Source organism: Sporocytophaga sp. (genome assembly GCF_017745095.1).
In the GTDB taxonomy this organism is placed as follows: Bacteria; Bacteroidota; Bacteroidia; order Cytophagales; family Cytophagaceae; genus Sporocytophaga.
On the sequence record NZ_JAGHZZ010000001.1, the window covers coordinates 223000 to 242222 of the forward strand.

Here is a 19223-nt window from a genome sequence, read left to right on the forward strand (position 1 = left end):
TAGTGTTCTTATGAAATATACTTTTGCCCTACTATTTGTACTCAATTGTGCAGTTGTTAAAGCCCAGATTAATAACCCCAAAAAATTTGCCCAACATGTTTTTAATCTCATGCAGGAATGTAAGTATGAGGAATTAAAGAATGAAGTAGTTTCGGTAAATGCAGTTCCACAGATAAAGGAATTTGAAAATAAAAAAGAAGAAGAAAAAAATGCTTCGCTGGAAAGAGAGTATTCCAGAGGTTATTCAAAGGTGTTATCTGCCCACAGTGAAATCTATGAAAGAGGTATAGACTGGAAGTTTGTCAGATTTAAAAAAGCCTATGAGCTTCCTGCTAACAAGGATAACGAACAAAAGTTTGTGCTGGTGACATTCAATGTAAATGATACCGGTAACTATCTGTGCGTTGTAAGAATCGTTTTAACAAATAAGGGCTACAAGCTTATGGGTAGCTCAATAAAGTTTGATTATTTTTCTGACGATGTGAAAAATTATTTACCACAGATTGGCTCTCCTCAAGTATTGCCTGATGTAAGTAAAAGTCAAGATTTTCGGGACTCCAAAATTACTGACACAGTAGTTGTTAAATCGGAAAAGGGTGTTATTAAAACTTATTATTCTAATAAAGTAAAAGTTTATTCGACCACGGAAACCGAGCAGGCAGGAATATCCACTAAAACATATTTTTATAGAAACGGAAATATTTTCGACTCTACAATGGGTGCTTCAAATCAAGTACTTTTCAGATTGCAATATTCACCTCTAGGGAAGTTAAAAAACGAATATCGAAGAGAAGGGAACATCCTTATTGGCCGGGAATATTACTCAAACGGAAATTTAAAATCTGAAGAAACGAAAACAGATGGTAAACGGAATGGTCCGGACAAAACATTTTATTACAATGGACAAGAGAGGAAGATTTTAAATTATATAAATGATCAGCCCCAAGGACTCGTGAAGGAATATGATTTATTTGGAAAACTTATTGGTGAGAAAAACTATTCGAATGAATCAGTTGCGGGAAAGCTTGAAGACCTGAAGTATTTCATCTCTTTCGAAGAGGTCTTTAAATACCTCATTACAAATTATGAGACAATGGGCTATTTGCATAGGAAACCATCAGGCTGGTTTATTTCAAGTCCGGAGGTATCAAAGGATTTAATTATGCTCTGGAGTTATAAAGATCAGAAATTTGTGACAGCACCTGGCTTGAAATATTCTACCTATGGAAGGGGAGCTAATGAATATTATAAGAAAAATGCTCATCTCTTCAAGCCGAAAACTCTTTATTCAGGCTACGATGGTTGGTCAGAAGATGTAATCAAAGTTTTGCATGGCAAAGCTTCTGTTCCGGATTCATTGCAACGAAGTTTATTCGAGGCATATGTGGATCAGATCATTCAATCGTTGGAAAAGAATGATACTACAGCTACTCAGTATTATTTCGAATCATTGAAAGAATTTTCTAAACAACCATTTGTTTCAAAAATTGGCCTAAATGAGAACTCTTTCGCATATAATTATCTGCTGATTGCTATGCGTGCCAAGCATTTTAATAATATAAAAGAGTACAATCGATTTTTGTCCTTAGTCCATTTTACCCCAACTCTTTCGGCACACGGAAAGAGAGTTTTGAATGAATGCGAGCAGAATGCTTTACTGTTTTCGCAAAACTGGCTGCTTTTGTATGGAATTCAGCTTACTGAAAATTATAGAAAAGATGTAATCGTCATAGGTGTAAATGATTTGCTGGCAGACTGGTATCGGGACTTTATTAATGGCGAGAACGATCTGAAGTTTAGCATTGCTGATTCAGTTTATAATAAGATGAACAGTTTTCAAATAGCATCAAGTAACAGTATATATAAAAACATTTCGGTCAAGAGTTTTCTCGAATTGATTCAGGAGAAACAAGTTTCATCAGGCAAGCTCGAGTTGCCATACAATCTTTCTAATTTGGATTTGCATATCAGTAAGGATAAATTTTATCGCTTCCCGCAAAAGACTTATTCATATATTATAAAATCTGAAATCCTACAGATGGACTTTCTTCAGGCCTTTACTGAAAAGAATCCCCAGTATCCATTAATGTTTGAAAGCAATTATATATTCGGTGACGTCAGTTCTCGGAAAGGATTCATTGTGAATTTAGGTTTACCATTTGATTCCCTGACAGGAGATAAAGAAGTATTTCTGAATGATCCTGCTTCAATTGTTTTTAGCATTAAAAGCCTACAACAGATAGAGCCTGAATACTATAATTATTATGCCTATAAAATTGCTGGGCTTGTTTCTCTTTATTCCCGTGCTGGTAAGAAAGAAAATGCATCCCAGCTGATTAAAACCTATATGAAACTTTTTACTGGCGTAGGATCAGAAATCAGTCTTCATGTGCGTGGGTCAGCAATTACAGCTGCTTACCAGGTTGGAGACAGAAAAGAAGGGGACGCTTATATGAATGAAACAATGCTTCTGATAAATTCTCCGAAGAGCAACTTTACAAAGGATGAAATAAGGTATTTTAAAAGTGATATCCTGTCATTATATGAAATGATGAGTCTGAATGAATGCATTAAAAAGTTCTATCCTGAAGAATATGAGCGAAAGAAAGAGGAAGAGAAAAAAAGAAAGGATGAAGGAGCAAAAGGTGTGGATATTGGGGATTCTCAGATGGAGGATACGATTGCAAAATAATTTAATTCTTTATTAACTCTGACCAGACTTGTCAATCTCACTTTAATGAATTAAAAAGATATATTTCAAAAATTTTAACTACATAATTTAGGGACGACTCCACATAATGGTGAATTGAGAATGGACAATAAATTTTGAGGAAGAATAAAACATCCACTATCTTTATTAATAGTTTTTTAAATAGTCTATATGAAAAATTTATTTTTTACCTTTTTAATTGCTATCTCTTTCCTTACATCCTCAGGACAAGTAGTCAGTTTCGATTATATAATTTCCCGAAGGGAAGAGACGGTGGAGCGGATTGATTTGAAAGATTTGCCAAAGAATACTTTCGTGATAGAGATGGATTTTTCTAAAACGCTAATCAAAAACAAATCTGAAATTGATTCCATAAAACAGTTTAAAATTGCAGGAATAGATCTGATTTATTCAGGATACAAATCGAATAATTCTTTCAGTCAGGAAATATTGAACAGAGAAAGATTGAAGAATCTATTTCAATTATACCCTTTACTTTTCGATAATAATCTTATTCACTGGCGTCTTATAAAACAGAATGCAGCTAAAAATCGCAAAGAAGCTGATAGTTTATTTCATGGGTTTATATTTCATGTTCAACCTAAGGATGTAATTAAAGATAGAGATGGAACAGTCAGAGAAATGACATCAAATGATGAGATAAAGTTTGTGAAAGACTTTTTAACCAAAGCATGCAAAGATGACGTTTTTAAGGAGAGGCATATAAGCTGTAGAGATACTATTATTATAAAACAGGATACTACAGGCAAGTATCTTCCGAAGTCGAAAAAAAAGCTGGAAAATGGAACAAGATATAAATCAAGGTCTGTCTGGAATAGAAAGATTGAAGTAGAAAGTTTAAGAGACACAATTCAAATTTGTGATACAGTATGGAGATCCCATGAAAAATTATTTCATATCGAAAATTCTCTTAGAGATACGGTAGTTTTAAAGTTCCTTGCCAATTATAAAGATTCTCTTTTCTTAGGTAATGCTGTGGTAGTGGAAGACGTAACTGGAAGCATGTATCCATATCTTACCCAAACTTTTTTATGGAGAAGAAAGAATATAAGCAATGTAAATAGGTTTGTATTTTTTAACGATGGGGATAATATGGACGATAGCAAGAAAATTATAGGAAAGACTGGAGGCATTTATGGTATTCAATCTTCAAATATTGACAGCGTAGAGAATGAAGCTTTTAAAACCATGAAGAAAGGTGGAGGAGGAGATGGTCCTGAAAATAATTTAGAGGCTTGCCTTTATGCGTTAAATAAATTTCCCAACGGTGGTTCTCTGATTATGATTGCCGATAATTATGCTCAGGTAAAAGATATATCGCTATTGTCAAATATTAACAAACCTGTTAAAATTATTCTTTGTGGCGTCAGGCAGAATATCATGGCAGACTATATTCAGATTGCATACAATACCGGAGGAAGCCTGCATACTATAGAAGAAGATATTTATGGACTTAAAACCTTGAAGGATAATGAGGAAATTAGATTAGGTGCTCAAACATTTTTATTTAAAGGAGGAAAGTTTTTTCTTATTAAATAGATGATTTAAGTCGTATAATGGTTTAAAGCTGTTTTTTGTGTTGCATCATATTTGGATGAATTTGATAGGAAAGTAAGAGTAATTGTTTAACAACTAAGTTTTCGTTTGGTACTCCATGTCTTGGAGGAAAATTTGTAACGAAAAGTTTCTCATAAAAAAAAGGCTGTCTTTGTCGGACAGCCTCTTAATTCTTAAAGCTCTATATTCACCTGATTTCTCAGCAGATCTTCCATTGTTTCTCTTTTTCTGATAAGATGCGCTTTGCCTTTGTAAACAAGTACTTCAGCAGGTCTGAATCTTGAGTTATAGTTTGAACTCATGCTGAAACCATAAGCTCCTGCATTTTTAATGGCAAGGATATCACCTTCACGAACATCGTTTAATATTAGTCCTGATCCGAATGTATCTGTTTCGCAGATATATCCTACTACATTATAAGGCTTCTCGGCACCAGAAGGGTTAGAGATATTTACTATGCTATGATAAGCACCATACATCATCGGGCGGATAAGGTGATTCAAGCCAGAGTTTACTCCAACAAAAGTCAGGTCAGGTGTTTCTTTTACAACATTTGTTTGCACCAATAAATATCCTGATTCACTTACAAGAAATTTACCTGGTTCAAACCAAAGCTCCAGTTCTCTGCCATAGTTTTTGCAGAATTGCTGAAATGAAGAAGACATCTTTTCTCCAAGTTCTGCTATGTCTGTTGTATAATCTCCTTCTTTATAAGCCACTTTGAAACCGCTTCCGAAGTCAAGGAAACGAAGGTTCTTAAAGTTTTTAGCAAGATCAAAAAGAATATCAGCTGCTTTCACGAATGCATCTGCACTCTTAAAGTCAGAACCACTGTGAATGTGAAGGCCGATGATATCGATATTGTATTTAGAAACTACTTCAAGAATTTCAGGGAACTGCTCTATTGAAATACCAAATTTAGATTCTTTGTGGCCAGTCATGATTTTAACATTTCCGCCGGCGTCTATATGTGGATTGATTCTTATGCAGCAAGGTACTGATGAGCCAAATTCTTTACCGAATTTTTCCAGGAAAGGAAGGTTATCTAGATTGATAGTTACACCTTTTTTCACTCCAGCCTGAATTTCTTCATAAGCCACACAGTTTGGAGTAAACATGATGTCTTTTGCAGTAAAGCCAGCCAAAAGACCTAGCTCCAATTCTTGTAAGCTAACTACATCAATCCCTGATCCGGCTTTATTTAAAAGCTTAAGGATGGCCTGGTTGGTCAATGCTTTTGCTGCATACTTAATCTTTAAATTTACACCTGAAAAAGCATTTTTTAACCTTTGAAACTGCGAAAGGATTTTTTCCGCATCGTAAACATAAACAGGCGAACCGAATTCTTTTGCGATTTCGGTTAATTCCACACCCTGAATCTGATAATTGACCTCTTTGAGCAACATAGTAAAGTTTATGAAATACAAAGATAACAATTCCTTTGGGATTAGTTAATGCAATATTTTTTGTCTAACTTTTGGACTTTCGAAAAATTATCAATTACTTTGGGCATTCGTCGATAAAAACATGAAGTTAAACGTACATATGAGCTGGTGGTGGAGCATTTCTTAAGAAATGTGAACACAAGAGCTATGTATACATAAAAATATTAAGGGAAGCTTGCTGTTCAACAACAGCAAGCTTTTTTAGTTTTAAATGGGGATAAGATAAACTAAGGGATAAGATAACTATGGCACAGTACATACTTAAAACATCTTACAAAAAATTATTAGCGGACACTATTACACCGGTCAGCATTTATCTGAAAATCAGAGATAAATTTGCAAACAGCATTCTGCTGGAAAGCTCAGATTATCATAGCAATGAGAATAGCTTTTCATACATCTGCTGTAGTCCTCTGGCAAAATTTGAAGTTTCTGAGGGAAATATCATTACTGAATTCCCTAACAAAACTTCGAAATCAGTAAAAATTACCGATAGAGCTCAGGTTTTGAGTGCATTAGAAAGTTTTAAAACTTCTTTTGAAACAGAAAAAAGTCCGTTTAATTTCAGCAACAATGGGTTATTTGGTTATATAGCCTACGATTCTGTCAGATATTTCGAAGACTTGGAAATCAAGACCTTTGAATCTGATGATAGAAAAATCCCAGAGATTCTTTACCATGTGTATCAGTATGTAATTGTCATCAATCATTTCAAAAATGAGCTGTTTATTTTTGAGCACTGTTACAACGATGAATGTAAAGGACTTGATCAGGTGGAGTCTCTTTTGATAAATAAGAATTTTGCTTCATATAAATTTTTCCCCTGCGATGACGAAATATCAAATTTCACGGATAAAGAGTTCCTGGATGTTGTGAAAAAAGGTATTGATCATTGCTACAGAGGTGATGTTTTTCAGATCGTACTTTCCAGAAGGTTTTCCCAAAGTTATACTGGCGATGAATTCAATGTTTACAGGGCCTTAAGATCTGTAAACCCTTCACCGTACCTCTTTTATTTCGATTATGGAAGTTTTAAAATTTTTGGCTCAAGTCCTGAAGCACAAATAGTAATTAAAAACGGAAAAGCAAGTATTCACCCTATTGCCGGTACTTTTAAAAGAACTGGAAACGATGACAATGATGCTGAGCTTGCCAGAAAACTTTTTGACGATCCTAAAGAAAACTCAGAACATGTGATGCTTGTCGATCTGGCACGTAATGATTTGAGCCGCAGTGGAAAAGAGGTTTCAGTAGAAACATTTAAAGAAATACAATATTATTCTCACGTTATTCACCTTGTTTCTAAAGTAACTGGTGTATTGGAAGGTGAAAAATCTTCGTTAAGTCTTGTGGCTGATACATTTCCGGCAGGGACTCTTTCAGGTGCACCTAAGCATATGGCGATGACGCTGATCAACAAATTTGAGAATGGAAACAGAGGATATTACGGAGGGTGTATCGGCTTGCTTTCCTTTAATGGAGATTTCAACCATGCTATCATGATCCGTTCTTTCCTGAGTAAAAACAATCATCTGTATTATCAGGCAGGAGCAGGAGTAGTTGCAAAATCTGAATTGCAAAGCGAATTAAATGAAGTAAATAATAAATTGCTTGCTCTGCGCACGGCAATTAAACTAGCTAAAGAAATATAAATACAATGCGCCTTTTAGTTTTAGACAATTACGATTCTTTTGTATATAACATAGTTCATATTATAAAAGAGTTGGGCTTTGGGTCAAACATGGAAATTCATCGTAATGATAAAATTTCCATTGACGAGGTTAAGAATTTTGATAAAATTCTCCTTTCTCCGGGGCCTGGAGTTCCTTCAGAAGCCGGTATTTTACATGAAATAGTAAAGAAATATGGGGCTGAGAAAGATATTTTCGGTGTATGCCTTGGTCATCAGGGAATAGGTGAAGTATATGGAGCGAGCCTTATCAACCTGGATCAGGTATATCATGGCCTGTCAATTAAAACAAAGGTCTCCGTACCAGACTATATTTTCAATGGCCTTCCTCAGGAGTTTATGTGTGGAAGATACCATTCATGGGCTGTAGATCCTAAGAGCAATCTTGATCAGATTGAGGTGACTGCCGCAGATGAGAAAGGCAATATAATGGCTCTTAGACATAAGAAGCACAAGGTAAGAGGAGTGCAGTTTCACCCTGAATCGGTGCTTACTGAAAATGGCAAATTGATTATGAAAAACTGGTTAAACGGTTAATCCGATTTGAATAATGAAAGAAATAATTCTTCAGCTACTGGAACAAAAGAGTCTGAGCAAAGATACTGCAAAGCAGGCTCTGACTGATATTACCATGGGGCGTGTCAATCATAGTCAGATGGCGTGCTTCATGACTGTCTACATGATGCGCAGCATTACTGTTGAGGAGCTGGAAGGCTTCAGAGATGCTATGCTTGAGCTTTGTCTTGCAACAGATTTATCCGAATATAATCCTATAGATCTTTGCGGTACGGGGGGTGACGGTAAAGATACCTTTAACGTGTCTACCCTAGCATCTTTTGTGGTAGCTGGAGCTGGTGTCAGGGTTGCTAAGCATGGAAATTACGGAGTTTCCTCAGGCGTTGGGTCTTCTAATATCATGGAACACTTCGGTTATAAGTTTACCAACGATATAAGTACTTTAAGAAAGCAGATTGAAAAAGCTGGGATTTGTATCCTGCATGCTCCTCTCTTCCATCCGTCCATGAAAAATGTAGGTCCTATCAGAAAAGATCTGGGAGTAAAAACATTTTTCAATATGCTTGGACCAATGTCTAATCCTGCATTTCCTCAAAACCAACTTGTTGGGGTGTTCAGTCTTGAATTGGCAAGGCTTTATGGTTATCTTTACCAAAAGACAGGTAAAAACTTTGCCATATTGCATTCTCTAGATGGTTATGATGAAATTTCTCTTACAGGTGCATTCAAACTGATCAGCAATAAAAAGGAGACCATTCTTCAGCCAGAGGATTTAGGTTTCAAAAAGCTTAAGGCAGAAGCCTTGTCATCAGGGAAGTCTCTTGAATCATCTGCCAAAATATTTACTAATGTATTGTGCAATGAGGCAACAGAGGAACAAACCTCTGCGGTCATTGTAAATGCAGCAATGGCAATCTGGTGTGCTAGACCAGACCTTAGCCTGGAAGATTCTATCGGGCTTGCTAAAGAGTCTCTTGCATCTGGCAAAGCTTTGAGCGCATTTAAAACATTGCTATCTCTGAATTAATAATATGAACATACTTGATAAAATCATCGAGCGCAAAATAAAGGAAGTAGAGCAGAGGAAAAGGCTTACTCCTCCAAGTGTGCTTGAAAAGTCGGCATACTTTGAATTACCGAACATTTCTTTCAGAAAGTTTCTTACAGATCCGTCAAGAACAGGAATCATTGCAGAGTTTAAAAGAAAATCGCCATCAAAAGGCATTATCAATGATAAAGTTACTGTTGAAGAAGTTGTTTCTGCGTACGATAATTGCGGAGCAAGCGCAGTTTCTGTCTTGACAGATATAGATTTTTTCGGTGGTTCAGATGAAGATTTACTTCATGCAAGAGATGTAATCAAATGTCCGATTTTAAGGAAAGAATTTATCATAGACGAATATCAGATACTGGAGGCAAAATCAATGGGAGCAAATGTAATTCTCCTGATTGCTGCAGTACTGGAGCCACAGAGACTTAAAGCGCTGGCTGCTTTTACTAAAAGCCTGGGGATGGAAATTTTGATGGAAGTACATGATCTTGAGGAGCTGGAGGCTAATCACTGGGATGAAATAGATGCTATTGGTGTCAACAATAGAAATCTAAAGACATTTGAAGTGAGCCTGGAAACTTCCTACAAGCTTTCGGAAGAGATTCCTGATAGATTTATTAAGGTTTCTGAAAGCGGTATTCATGATGTTAAAACCATTCTTCAGTTGAAAGAATACGGCTTTGAAGGGTTTCTTATCGGGGAGAATTTTATGAAAAACTCCAATCCGGGAGAAGCATTCGGGGCTTTCACAAATGAATTAAGAGAATTGCAGCTAAAGCAATTTCAAACCAAAAAACCTATTTAAGAAATGATTAAGCTCAAGGTGTGCGGAATGAGGGAGGAAGAAAACCTTAAGCAATTAATTCAGGTTGGACCGGATTATATAGGATTTATCTTTTATAAAAAGTCCAAAAGGTTTGTGGGTGATGATGAAGCTATTTCTTTCATTAAACCTTTTAATATTCAAAAGGTTGGAGTTTTTGTAAATGAAGAAAATAATGAAATTATCAAACACGCAAAAGCTCTGGATCTCAATTTAATTCAGCTTCATGGAGATGAATCACCTGCTCAGGCTGAGGAGCTGAAGAGTCTGGGGCTAAAGGTTATTAAAGTCTTTTCGGTCAGCAACCAATTGCCGGTGAATGAACTGGATAAGTTTAAAAAAGTGTCAGACTATTTTCTTCTGGATACAAAGACAGAAGCTTATGGTGGCAGCGGCCAAAGATTTGACTGGTCTGTTTTAAAAGATTATGATAATGAAATTCCGCTTTTTTTAAGTGGAGGTATTGGCGAAGAACATCTGGGAGAAATTTCGGATCTAAGCAAAAGTTTAAATATTCACGCCATTGATGTAAACAGCAGGTTTGAAATCACACCTGCATTTAAAAATATAGACAGTATAACATCATTTGCTCAAAAGCTAAAAGCATTATGAATTTTACAGTAGACGAAAACGGGTTTTACGGGAGTTTCGGGGGTGCATACATTCCGGAAATGCTTTTCCCCAATGTAGAAGAACTAAAGGATAAGTACCTCAAAATTATGAATGAGGAATCCTTTATCACAGAGTATAACAACCTCTTAAAGGACTACGTGGGAAGACCTACTCCTTTATATTTTGCTAAAAGACTTTCCGAACACTTCAAAGCAAAAATATATCTTAAGAGAGAAGATCTTTGTCACACCGGTGCACATAAAATAAATAATACGCTTGGTCAGATTCTTCTTGCTAAGAGACTTGGTAAGAGAAGGATTATAGCAGAGACCGGCGCCGGTCAGCACGGAGTTGCAACAGCTACGGTTTGTGCTTTAATGGGTTTTGACTGTATCGTTTACATGGGCGAAATTGATATGGAACGTCAAAAGCCCAATGTAGAGCGTATGAAGATGCTTGGTGCTCAAGTTGTACCGGCTACTTCAGGGAGCAAAACATTAAAAGATGCTACCAATGAGGCTATCAGGGACTGGATTAATAACCCTTCTGATACGCATTATATTATTGGTTCTGTAGTAGGGCCACATCCTTACCCGGATATGGTTGCTAGATTCCAGGCAATAATAAGTAAAGAAGTTCGTGCTCAGTTGAAAGAAAAGACTGGCTCAGAAAATCCTGATTATGTAATTGCATGTGTTGGTGGTGGAAGTAATGCTGCAGGAGCATTTTTCCATTATCTGAATGAAAAGGATGTAAAACTTGTGGCAGTGGAAGCTGCAGGAATGGGTGTAGATTCAGGTTATTCTGCTGCAACAACTTTCCTTGGAAAACCAGGTGTGTTGCATGGAAGCAAGACCTTATTAATGCAGACAGCAGATGGTCAGATTGTTGAAGCACATTCAATTTCTGCGGGTCTTGACTATCCTGGTATAGGACCAATTCATAGCCATCTGTTCGAAACAGGAAGAGCTGAGTTTTTAGCAATCACTGACAAAGAAGCATTTAGAGCTGCAGTCTTATTGAGCAAGCTGGAAGGAATCATTCCTGCACTTGAATCTTCACATGCAATTGCATCTATGGCAAAACTAAATCTTAAACCATCTGATACTGTGGTAGTGAACCTTTCAGGTAGAGGCGATAAAGATCTGATGACATATATAACCAGAAAAGAAGAATTTTTAAAAGACTAAGGTAATGGATACTAAAATTCAGGTAAAAAACCGATTGACTGCGGCTTTCAGCGAGAATCAAAAGCCATTGCTTAATATTTATTTCACAGCGGGTTATCCTGCTTTGAATGACACTCTTCCTGTTTTAAGGGCTTTACAAAATGCGTGTGTAGACATGGTGGAAATCGGTATGCCGTTTTCTGATCCATTGGCTGATGGACCTGTAATTCAGAGAAGCAGTGAAATTGCGCTCGAAAATGGAATGACTATTAAAGGTCTTTTCGAGCAGATCAAAGACATGCGTAAAGAGATTCATATACCTGTGTTGTTAATGGGTTATATCAATCCTGTTTTGCGATATGGTATTGAAAAATTCTGTGAAGACGCAGCAGCTGTAGGTATTGATGGAGTAATTATCCCGGATCTACCAGTTAGGGAATATATGGAGGATTATGAAGAGATCTTTCAGAAGAACAACCTTTCGAATATATTCCTTGTAACTCCGCATACTTCACCAGAACGTTTGAAACTCATTGATGATCATGCAACTGGATTTATCTATGCAGTTTCTACAGACAGTACCACAGGAAACACAAAAGACATCAAGCAACAGGAGGAATATTTTTCCAGACTAAAGGGATCCGGACTGAAGAATCCTTTAATGATTGGATTCAATGTTAGGGATAAAGAATCATTTGCCTTCGCAACGAATTATGCTAAAGGTGCAATTATAGGAAGCGCATTTGTAAAGGCGATTACAGGAAGCAAAAACCTGGAGAAGGATATTGACGTTTTCATAAAAGGTATCAGATAATACGTTTTAAAAGTTATATACTGCCATGATCGAGATAATTCCGGCTATTTCAGTTGTAAAGCTCAGAGTTGCAAGAGTTCAGAACGGAAACCTTGATAACATTAAAATCTATGATGAGCGGCCTCTGGATATGGCTTTGAAGTTTCAGGATCATGGCATTAAAAAAATACACCTGATTGATATTGAAGGGGCAAGAAAAGGGAGGATCATGAATCAGGAGGTAATTGAAACGATAGCTGGTTATACTGATCTTGCTATTGATTTTGGTGGTGGGATCAATGATGATGACGATATCAGACTCGCCTTTGAACATGGGGCAAATGCTATCCATGCCTCTACTATTGCGGTAAACAACAAGGATTTATTTTCCTCCTGGATTATCTCCTATGGAAGAAATAAAATAATTCTGGGAGCCGATGTCAATAATGATAAAATAGCTACCAGGGGATGGTCCAAAAGTACTGAGGTAGATGTGCTTGACTTGTTGGACTATTTTCATAATCAGGGCATTTTGTATGTAAAATGCACGGACATTAACTGTGATGATTCACTTGCTGGTCCTCCGTTTGATCTTTATAAAAAGATTCTCAATAAATTTCCTGATATTAAGCTAATGGCCAGCGGGGGGGTGAGATCTGTTGAAGATATTGATAAGCTTCAGGATCTTGGGGTTTATGGTGTGATATTCGCCAAAGCGTATTATGAAGGCATGATTAAATTAAAAGATCTTGAGAAATACCTCTCTTAAAAAGTATATTTATAAGATTGCCAATTATTTTTTGATAATAGTCCCCTGACTTTTCTTACTTTTAGTAAATCTTATATTTGAATTTTTATTTTTGTAAAAGCAATACCAGTGTTGTTTGCTTCACGTTTAGGTAGTAAATTTGTTTGAAATCAGTCTAAATAAGCATGGGTGAACCCAAAAAAAGCATTGCAGATCTTAAAATCGGAGAAAAGGGAATCGTCTGTTGTTTCAATGACGAAGAAATGTCTCTGAAACTGCTTGAAATGGGTTGTTTACCTGGTTGTATGGTGGAGTTGAGCAATAAAGCTCCTTTAGGTGATCCTATTTGTATTAAAGTTTCCGGATATAATCTTTCTTTACGATTAGAAGAAGCAGCTACTGTAATGCTGCGATAGTTTAGTTAACATTCAAGTAAAAATTAACCTCTGAATTTGAGTGCCAGATATTCCGGTTATCCTGCTTTAAATTCCTGGTCTCTGTTGGGATATGTCTATTGAAAAAACAACGAGGTTAAAAGTTGCCCTTCTGGGTAATCCTAATGCCGGTAAATCTTCTCTATTTAACCACCTTACCGGTTTAAATCAAAAAATCGGAAATTTTCCTGGAGTCACTGTAGACAAAAAAACTGGTACAAGTAAAATCAGTGAGAACCTTTATGCTGAAATAATTGACCTTCCCGGCACATATAGTCTTTATCCGAAGTCTCTTGATGAACAGATAGTGCTGGACCTTCTGCACAGCAAAAAGGACCCTGCTTCACCCGATCTGCTTCTTGTTGTAATAGATGCATCTACTTTTAAGAGGAACATGCTTTTATTCACTCAGATCAGAGATCTTGGATTCCCTGTCATTCTTGTTCTGAATATGCTAGACCTTGCAGAGCAGCATGGGATTAAGATTGATCCTCTTAAACTTGAAAAGGAGCTTAATGTACCTATAGTTGCAATTAACGCCAGAACAGGCGCTGGTATCCGTGAGCTTAAAGCCGCCATTGCCTGCCCTGTACACACACCTCCAGAAAGTTATTATAAGCCTGGTCCTTTGGCTTCAGGAATTATATCAGAAGTAAAGGAGAGCTTTTCCCTTGAAAATGACTATCAGGCAATTTTGCTAGCACATCAGTATGACAATATGCGTGGTCTTCCTCAAAAGGAAAAAGAAGAACTGGCAAGACTTGTTAAAAAATGGAGTTTTGATTCTAAAGCATTTCAATCAAAAGAAACAATCGCCAGATATGATGTAATTACCCGTATTCTGAAAGAAACCGTTGAAGAAAAATCTGTAGATGATAAAGAATTAACCTCGACAAAAATAGACAGGATACTGACTCATAAAGTTTTCGGATATCTGATATTTTTCTTTATCCTGCTTGTTTTGTTTCAATCAATTTTTGCCTGGGCATCCTATCCAATGGATTTGATAGATAGCGGAATTGCATGGGTCAATGGAGCTTTGAAGCAGAACCTTCCGGGCGGTCCGTTTACAGATCTCTTGACAGATGGTCTGATTGCCGGTCTGGGTGGAGTACTTATTTTTATCCCCCAGATTGCTATTTTATTCGCATTTATTGCTGTCTTAGAAGAGTCGGGATATATGTCCAGAGTAATGTTTCTTATGGATAAACTCATGAGACCATTTGGAATGAGTGGGCGAAGTGTTGTACCTCTTATTTCAGGTGTAGCTTGCGCTGTTCCTGCTATTATGTCCACAAGAAGCATTGAAAACTGGAAGGAAAGGCTCATTACAATTTTTGTAACACCATTAATGAGTTGTTCTGCCAGGATTCCTGTTTTTACAATTCTTATTGCTTTGGTAGTTCCGGAAGTCGATTTGCTTGGGTTTATTAATCTTCAGGGAATTGTGTTAATGTCTTTATATCTGATCGGTTTTCTGTCAGCAATTATTTCCGGATTTGTTATGAATAAAATTCTCAAGAATAAACAGAGAAGTTTTTTCATAATGGAACTCCCTGCATACAGGATACCAAGATGGAAAAATGTGGGTTTAACTATTTATGAGAAAGTAAAAACTTTTGTTCTTGAAGCAGGGAAAGTGATTGTGGCTATTTCTATAGTGCTTTGGGTGCTTGCAAGTTATGGTCCTGGAGATATTGAAACCAAAGCGATCACTGAGGTAAGACAAGAACAGCCTGATTTACTGGAACCAAGCCAGGATTTTGAAAACGCTGTTGCCGGTAAAAAACTGGAAATGTCTTATGCTGGCCAGTTTGGACATTTTATAGAGCCGGTTATCAGACCATTAGGTTTTGACTGGAAAATCGGAGTGGCCCTTATCACTTCATTTGCAGCAAGAGAAGTGTTTATCGGAACCATGTCAACAATATACAGTGTGGGTGACAGTGGAGATGATGATACTACAATCAGACAGCGCATGAAAGAGGAGATTAATCCAAAAACCGGGGGACCAATGTATACAACTGCACTGGCTTTTTCGTTGCTTATATTTTATCTGTTTGCCATGCAGTGCATGAGCACACTGGCTATTGTTCGTAGGGAAACTAAAGGCTGGACATGGCCCATTTTACAACTAGTTTATATGACTGGTTTAGCTTATGGATTGAGTTTTATTACCTATAATATCTTTAGCTAGGATAGACATTCTAAAAATCCTGCAAGCTATTGCGGGATTTTCTTCTTTGTAGATCAGAAAATTTCCGTTAAATGAATTTTATTTTTAATCCGTTTTTAATTTAATTTCCTCAAAACGCTACATCACCCTATTTTTTTGAAAATTTTCAGCAGCAGTAGCTCCGTTTTTAGATTTTTTGAGTAAAAGTTTATTGTCCCAAGCTGCGTATCCCACTTTTACTAAGTCTTTATAATTACACCTTTCATTTAAAAAATTGTGTTTTGAGTAGTTTAAAAATTCACTCCTGAGGTTAATACAATTTTAAAAATAGCTGTTATAACTATCTTATTGGAAAAAAACTATATTTTTTTGTATTTATATTACATGAAATTTATAACTTGGCTAAACAATAATTGTTAAATCCTATTTTGTATCTATAAATTTATAAACCGGTTTGGAAAACCATTCAATTAATTATTATGGAGAGAAAATTTACCCTATTGCTACTTTGTCTTGTTTCTGTTTTTCAGATACAGGTATTGCAGGCTCAAACGCCAACCTATGCTTATCCTCAGAACAGGAGTTATCCTTATGGATTTCAGCAAAATGTCAAAACAAAAACTGAAGCTTCAGCTATTGCAGATTCCTGGTATAATGACTGGAAAACAAGATGGGTAGAAACTTGCGGAAGTACAGCAAGGGTAAAAGATGGTGGTGGAAAAACTTATTCTGAGGGCATTGGCTATGGAATGCTTCTGGCTGTATACAGAGGGGACAAAACTCTTTTTGATGGCCTTTGGGGCTTTTATAAAAATAATATGAACAACCATGGGCTGATGAATTGGCGGATAGGTGGATGCTCTGGTGCCGATGGTTTTAATGGAGCTACAGATGGAGATCTTGATGCGGCCATGGCATTAGTAATCGCAAGCTGTCAGTGGCCTTCAGGCTCTTATGCAGCAGATGGTAAAACATTAATTAATAATATTAAAAACTGGGAATTCACAACTTGTAGTGGTTTGACAGTTCAAAAAGCAGGAGATTGGTTTGGAGGTTGTAACTGTACTAACCCTTCCTATTTTTCTCCTGGCTATTATAGAGCATTTGCTCAGTTTGTACCAGAGCAATCATCATTTTGGTTAAAGGCTGCAGATGATAGTTATACAATTTTATTAGCTTCTGCTCATACTAGTACAGGTTTAATTCCTGCATGGAGTGATTCTAACGGAGGTATTGGCGGGTCAGGAGATTGTGAGCAAAGGGCTGCAGATGGTGGCGGAACAAGATCCGATTATCAGTTTGATGCTGCAAGAGCACCATGGAGAATTGCAATTGATTATTTATGGTGGGGAACTCCAAATGCAAAAACATGGCTGACTAAACTTACCACGTGGGTTAAAAGTGGTCCTGGAATCAGTGGTATAAAAGCTGGCTACAAAAGAGATGGTTCTCAAAATGTGGATTATAGAAATTCCGCATTTACAGGTGCATTTGCTTTAGCGGCAATGGCATCTAGTCAAGATGATGCAAATTCTTTCTTCAACTGGTGGACCCAAAACTCAGTTACTTCAGGTAACGTAGGTTCCAGATTGGACGATGCTCCATACTTTCAGAACTCTTTAAGAACAATCTATGTATTGCTTGCAACAGGTAACATGTGGTATCCTTGTGGCAATGTTACTCCTCCTTCAAGCTGCAAAAAACCAAATCTTGGAGCGGATATCAGTATGTGCGGAAGTTCTTTTCCTGTAACACTTCAGTCTAAAACAAATGGTGGAGGAAATATCAGATTTACGTGGAAGAGAACCAGTCCTTCTGCCGCCACATTTATAACCAGTTCAAGTAATGCAGCAGATGCAAACTATAGCGTAACAGCAGCGAATGGCGCAGGTACTTATGTTGTTGTTCGTGACTCTGTAGACAATACCGGTAAGATTGTCTGCACAGAAACGGATGAAATTGTTATTTCTGCAACATTACAAACTCCTGCATTAGGTGCAGATAAAGTTCTTTGTAATCCGGCAAGTTACAGTCTTTCACCTTCTAACCTTTCTTCTTTCCCTTCCGGAACTACCTGGCAATGGCAAAAAGGAGGAGTAAATATTAATGGTGCAACTAGTAGCACATTAGCCAATGTTAATGAAGCGGCAACATATAAACTTACAGCAAGTATCTCAGGGTGTACTTCAACTTCTGACGAAATTAAATTAACCTCCAGCTTGCCTACTCCTGTCAATGGATGTAGATCTTCTGCGGGAACAGTTACCTTAAGCGTTAGTGGTGGTACGGCACCTTATAGCTGGTATAGCGGATCTTCAGGGGGAAGTGCCCTTTCAACCGGCAATACCTTTACTACTCCTTCGATTTCCTCAACTACAACTTACTACGTGCAAGATGCTTCTGGTGGAGGAACAAAAGGCAATGTAGGTCCAGCAAATAATTCAATAGGAACTATATGGGATGGAAATGATTATGCCTATAAGTTAAAATTTGATGCACTTAGTGCTTTTACACTTAACTCTGTTACTGTATACCCAAATGCAGCAGGAACACTGACGGTAAGGGTCCTCAAAAGTGACAAAACTACAGTACTTGCATCTAAATCATTTACGCTTTCAGGTCCTGGTGGTTCACAGGTTTTGGACCTTGGATTTTCTATACCGCAAGGAACTGATTACTACATGGACGGTCAAGTTACGGGAGGAGCTAAATTGAATATGAATGGAGGAGGTGCAACTTATCCTTATACTCTTTCAGGTGTCGTGTCAATAAAGGGTACAGATCCTGATTGGATTGTCGGAAGCGGTTGGTATCTCTATTATTATAACTGGAATGTAAGTGTAGGAAATGGATGTGCGAGGTTGCCTGTAGTTGCAACGATCAATGCTTCATGTACATCAACACCTCCGACTCAGCCGCAAGTATCTGGTCCCGATAATATTGGTCAAGGTGCGAATGCTACTTATACAGTTACTCAAGTTCAGGGCGTAACATATACCTGGTCAGTAACGGGCGATGCACAGATCATTTCCGGTCAAGGTACCAATAGTGTTGTTATTAAATTTGGCAATAACGATGCAAGCGTTTCTGTTGTGGCTTCAAATTCAGGCGGAACAACACCTTCTCCGGCCAAGCTAGTTGATGTTCGTCCTGCAGGAATCAATGACGGCCAGGCAGAGTCAATTAAAATCTACCCAAATCCTTCCAATCATGAATTCTTAATGGATTTGTCTACTCTTAATGGAGAGGCATTAGTCAAAGTATATGATTTGAATTCTAACCTTTTGATTGATCAGAAAGAAGTATTCTCCAGTACTCAGATAACTATTGGTGCAGATTATCCTGCAGGATTTTATATAGTTGAACTGATTACAAATAAAGGCAACTTCAGATGTAAGCTAGTTAAGCAGTAATAATTATTTGTACAATATTGAAAAAGTGGCTAAAGTTTATCTTTGGCCACTTTTTTTATTTTTTC

General features: G+C 37.1%; 14 protein-coding genes. 13 read left to right on the forward strand and 1 reads right to left on the reverse strand.

All coding sequences use genetic code 11. From position 1 onward, the window contains the following. Nucleotides 1-10: 10 nt before the first annotated feature. Nucleotides 11-2692 (forward strand): hypothetical protein, encoded by a 2682-nt coding sequence (locus J7604_RS00955; protein ID WP_293889961.1) that lies wholly within the window; start codon nucleotides 11-13, stop codon nucleotides 2690-2692. Nucleotides 2693-2881: 189 nt separating this feature from the next. Beyond that, nucleotides 2882-4270 (forward strand): hypothetical protein, encoded by a 1389-nt coding sequence (locus J7604_RS00960; RefSeq protein WP_293889963.1) that lies wholly within the window; start codon nucleotides 2882-2884, stop codon nucleotides 4268-4270. 191 nt (nucleotides 4271-4461) lie between these two features. On the opposite strand, the gene lysA is transcribed toward J7604_RS00960, so the two are convergent. After that, on the reverse strand, nucleotides 4462-5694 hold the full coding sequence (lysA, locus tag J7604_RS00965) for a diaminopimelate decarboxylase (RefSeq protein WP_293889965.1): 1233 nt from the start codon (nucleotides 5692-5694) through the stop codon (nucleotides 4462-4464). A gap of 284 nt (nucleotides 5695-5978) precedes the next feature. Between lysA and J7604_RS00970 the strand changes: the two genes are divergently transcribed. The 11 genes from J7604_RS00970 (at nucleotide 5979) to J7604_RS01020 (ending at nucleotide 19158) form a co-directional block, all read left to right on the forward strand. Then, nucleotides 5979-7385 carry an anthranilate synthase component I family protein gene (locus J7604_RS00970; protein WP_293889967.1) on the forward strand — a complete coding sequence of 469 codons (1407 nt, stop codon included), beginning with the start codon at nucleotides 5979-5981 and terminating at the stop codon, nucleotides 7383-7385. 5 nt (nucleotides 7386-7390) lie between these two features. Then, complete coding sequence (locus J7604_RS00975; RefSeq protein ID WP_293889969.1) at nucleotides 7391-7960, forward strand: aminodeoxychorismate/anthranilate synthase component II; 570 nt, start codon at nucleotides 7391-7393, stop codon at nucleotides 7958-7960. Between the two features lie 13 nt (nucleotides 7961-7973). Next, the gene (trpD, locus tag J7604_RS00980) at nucleotides 7974-8966 is read left to right on the forward strand and encodes an anthranilate phosphoribosyltransferase (RefSeq protein WP_293889970.1); all 993 of its coding nucleotides are present in this window, start codon (nucleotides 7974-7976) and stop codon (nucleotides 8964-8966) included. Nucleotides 8967-8970: 4 nt separating this feature from the next. After that, nucleotides 8971-9795 (forward strand): indole-3-glycerol phosphate synthase TrpC, encoded by an 825-nt coding sequence (gene trpC, locus J7604_RS00985; protein WP_293889971.1) that lies wholly within the window; start codon nucleotides 8971-8973, stop codon nucleotides 9793-9795. Between the two features lie 3 nt (nucleotides 9796-9798). After that, nucleotides 9799-10425: a phosphoribosylanthranilate isomerase gene (locus J7604_RS00990; protein WP_293889973.1), complete on the forward strand. Its 627-nt coding sequence runs from the start codon at nucleotides 9799-9801 to the stop codon at nucleotides 10423-10425. Then, nucleotides 10422-11615, forward strand: a complete 1194-nt coding sequence (gene trpB, locus J7604_RS00995; RefSeq protein ID WP_293889975.1) for a tryptophan synthase subunit beta — start codon at nucleotides 10422-10424, stop codon at nucleotides 11613-11615. Before J7604_RS00990 ends, trpB begins: the two co-directional genes overlap by 4 nt. Before the next feature lie 4 nt (nucleotides 11616-11619). Next, complete coding sequence (gene trpA, locus J7604_RS01000; protein ID WP_293889976.1) at nucleotides 11620-12408, forward strand: tryptophan synthase subunit alpha; 789 nt, start codon at nucleotides 11620-11622, stop codon at nucleotides 12406-12408. 25 nt (nucleotides 12409-12433) lie between these two features. Continuing rightward, nucleotides 12434-13156 carry a 1-(5-phosphoribosyl)-5-[(5-phosphoribosylamino)methylideneamino] imidazole-4-carboxamide isomerase gene (locus J7604_RS01005; protein WP_293889977.1) on the forward strand — a complete coding sequence of 241 codons (723 nt, stop codon included), beginning with the start codon at nucleotides 12434-12436 and terminating at the stop codon, nucleotides 13154-13156. Between the two features lie 164 nt (nucleotides 13157-13320). Next, nucleotides 13321-13551, forward strand: a complete 231-nt coding sequence (locus J7604_RS01010; RefSeq protein WP_028978963.1) for a FeoA family protein — start codon at nucleotides 13321-13323, stop codon at nucleotides 13549-13551. 91 nt (nucleotides 13552-13642) lie between these two features. Continuing rightward, nucleotides 13643-15766 (forward strand): ferrous iron transport protein B, encoded by a 2124-nt coding sequence (feoB, locus tag J7604_RS01015; RefSeq protein ID WP_293889978.1) that lies wholly within the window; start codon nucleotides 13643-13645, stop codon nucleotides 15764-15766. Nucleotides 15767-16224: 458 nt separating this feature from the next. Continuing rightward, complete coding sequence (locus tag J7604_RS01020; RefSeq protein ID WP_293889979.1) at nucleotides 16225-19158, forward strand: glycosyl hydrolase family 8; 2934 nt, start codon at nucleotides 16225-16227, stop codon at nucleotides 19156-19158. The last annotated feature ends 65 nt before the right edge of the window (nucleotides 19159-19223 follow it).

Coding starts and splice junctions, on each gene's coding strand:
- J7604_RS00970 (WP_293889967.1), top strand. CDS start 5,979: ATGGCACAGTACATACTTAAAACATCTTACAAAAAATTATTAGCGGAC.
- lysA (WP_293889965.1), bottom strand. CDS start 5,694: ATGTTGCTCAAAGAGGTCAATTATCAGATTCAGGGTGTGGAATTAACC.
- J7604_RS01005 (WP_293889977.1), top strand. CDS start 12,434: ATGATCGAGATAATTCCGGCTATTTCAGTTGTAAAGCTCAGAGTTGCA.
- J7604_RS00960 (WP_293889963.1), top strand. CDS start 2,882: ATGAAAAATTTATTTTTTACCTTTTTAATTGCTATCTCTTTCCTTACA.
- trpD (WP_293889970.1), top strand. CDS start 7,974: ATGAAAGAAATAATTCTTCAGCTACTGGAACAAAAGAGTCTGAGCAAA.
- J7604_RS00975 (WP_293889969.1), top strand. CDS start 7,391: ATGCGCCTTTTAGTTTTAGACAATTACGATTCTTTTGTATATAACATA.
- trpA (WP_293889976.1), top strand. CDS start 11,620: ATGGATACTAAAATTCAGGTAAAAAACCGATTGACTGCGGCTTTCAGC.
- J7604_RS00955 (WP_293889961.1), top strand. CDS start 11: ATGAAATATACTTTTGCCCTACTATTTGTACTCAATTGTGCAGTTGTT.
- J7604_RS01010 (WP_028978963.1), top strand. CDS start 13,321: ATGGGTGAACCCAAAAAAAGCATTGCAGATCTTAAAATCGGAGAAAAG.
- J7604_RS01020 (WP_293889979.1), top strand. CDS start 16,225: ATGGAGAGAAAATTTACCCTATTGCTACTTTGTCTTGTTTCTGTTTTT.
- feoB (WP_293889978.1), top strand. CDS start 13,643: ATGTCTATTGAAAAAACAACGAGGTTAAAAGTTGCCCTTCTGGGTAAT.
- J7604_RS00990 (WP_293889973.1), top strand. CDS start 9,799: ATGATTAAGCTCAAGGTGTGCGGAATGAGGGAGGAAGAAAACCTTAAG.
- trpC (WP_293889971.1), top strand. CDS start 8,971: ATGAACATACTTGATAAAATCATCGAGCGCAAAATAAAGGAAGTAGAG.
- trpB (WP_293889975.1), top strand. CDS start 10,422: ATGAATTTTACAGTAGACGAAAACGGGTTTTACGGGAGTTTCGGGGGT.